The sequence below is a fragment of the Variovorax sp. 01T439_2 genome (genome assembly GCF_056398445.1).
Genome location: NZ_JBFTPJ010001092.1, coordinates 1 through 1,782, shown reverse-complemented (window position 1 = coordinate 1,782; position 1,782 = coordinate 1). Strand labels below are relative to the sequence as shown.

2 protein-coding genes are annotated in these 1,782 nt (G+C 66.2%); both read left to right on the top strand.

Annotation, left to right across the window (positions count from 1 at the left end; all coding sequences use genetic code 11):
* Positions 1-4 precede the first annotated feature (4 nt).
* Positions 5-970 (top strand): LysR substrate-binding domain-containing protein, encoded by a 966-nt coding sequence (locus AC1DOC_RS32270; RefSeq protein ID WP_478080163.1) that lies wholly within the window; start codon positions 5-7, stop codon positions 968-970.
* A gap of 141 nt (positions 971-1,111) precedes the next feature.
* Positions 1,112-1,690 carry a Dps family protein gene (locus tag AC1DOC_RS32265; RefSeq protein ID WP_478080164.1) on the top strand — a complete coding sequence of 193 codons (579 nt, stop codon included), beginning with the start codon at positions 1,112-1,114 and terminating at the stop codon, positions 1,688-1,690.
* The last annotated feature ends 92 nt before the right edge of the window (positions 1,691-1,782 follow it).

Here is a 1,782-nt window from a genome sequence, read left to right as displayed (position 1 = left end):
AGCTATGACTCTCACCGAACTCAAATACATCGTCGCAGTGGCCCGCGAACGGCACTTCGGCAAGGCGGCCGAGGCCTGCTACGTCTCCCAACCGACGCTCTCGGTGGCCATCAAGAAGCTCGAGGACGAACTCGAGGTCAAGCTCTTCGAGCGCAGCGCGGGCGAAGTCACCGTCACGCCGCTCGGCGAGCAGATCGTGCAGCAGGCGCAGAGCGTGCTCGACCAGGCCGCCAGCATCAAGGAAATCGCCAAGCGCGGAAAAGACCCGCTGGCCGGGCCGCTGAACCTCGGCGTGATCTACACCATCGGCCCGTACCTGCTGCCCGACCTGGTGCGCCAGGTGATCGCGCGCACGCCGCAGATGCCGCTGGTGCTGCAGGAGAACTTCACCGCCAAGCTGCTCGAGATGCTGCGTGCCGGCGAGATCGACTGCGCGATCATGGCCGAGCCCTTCCCCGACACCGGCCTGGCCATGGCGCCGCTGTACGACGAGCCCTTCATGGCGGCGCTGCCCACGAAGCACAAGTTGGCCGACCGCGAATCGGTCACTTCGGAAGAGCTGCAAAACGAGACCATGCTGCTGCTGGGCACCGGCCATTGCTTTCGCGACCACGTGCTCGAGGTCTGCCCCGAGTTCGCGCGCTTCTCGAGCAACGCCGAGGGCATCCGCAAGAGCTTCGAGGGCTCGTCGCTCGAGACCATCAAGCACATGGTGGCATCGGGCATGGGCGTGACGCTGGTGCCGCGCCTGTCGGTGCCGGCCGAAGCGCTCAAGCCCAAGGTCAAGGGACGCAAGGAGCCCGAGCAGATGGTGCGCTACCTGCCGGTGCGCGACGCGCAGGACCGCGATCCGCCGACGCGGCGCGTGGTGCTGGCCTGGCGCCGCACCTTCACGCGCTACGAGGCGATCGCGGCCTTGCGCAACGCGATCTATGCCTGCGAGCTGCCGGGTGTCAAGCGGCTGTCGTAGAGGCAAAGACGCGAACTTCGCCTACGCGGCGGCCGTTCGAATTCGTTGATCGCCGGGATAGAGTGGCGCTGTTGCGAAGCCGCGGGTCGGCTTTCAGAATAGCGCTGTGTTCCGCAAAACCTCAAGAAAGAGTTTCCAGCCATGGCCAAAGCATCGAAGAAAGCATCGTCGTCGTCCTCTTCGTCCGGCAAGGTGCCCAAGAAGGGCGGCACCGTGGTGGCGCAGGAATCCGGCAGCCGCAACGCGCCCCTCATCAACATCGGCATCGAGCGCCAGGACCGCGCCGCGATTGCCGAGGGCCTGAGCCGCGTGCTGGCCGACACCTACACGCTCTACCTCACGACCCACAACTTCCACTGGAACGTGACGGGGCCGCACTTCAACTCGCTGCATGCGATGTTCATGGGCCAGTACACCGAGCTCTGGGGCGCCACCGACATCATTGCCGAGCGCATCCGCGCGCTGGGCCACTACGCACCGGGCTCCTACGCCGAGTTCAGCAAGATCGCCACCGTGCCCGACGTGCCCCAGACCCCGCCCAAGGCGATGGAGATGGTGCGCATCCTGGTCAAGGGCCACGAGACCGTGTCGCGCATCGCACGCGAATTCATCCCCGTGGCCGAGGAAGCCGGCGACGACCCGACGGCCGACATGCTGACCGCGCGCTGCACCGTGCACGACCAGACCGCCTGGATGCTGCGTTCGCTGCTCGAGGACTGACCCTCCGAGCCCGCGAACCCAGGAGCGGCACAATGGCCGCTCTTTTTTTGCCCGCCGCATGCTCGCCCGCCGTTTTGCGCTCTATCTCGACC

Bases quoted from the DNA above. Each gene is read 5' to 3' on its own strand.
- AC1DOC_RS32270 (WP_478080163.1), top strand. From the start codon at position 5: ATGACTCTCACCGAACTCAAATACATCGTCGCAGTGGCCCGCGAACGG.
- AC1DOC_RS32265 (WP_478080164.1), top strand. From the start codon at position 1,112: ATGGCCAAAGCATCGAAGAAAGCATCGTCGTCGTCCTCTTCGTCCGGC.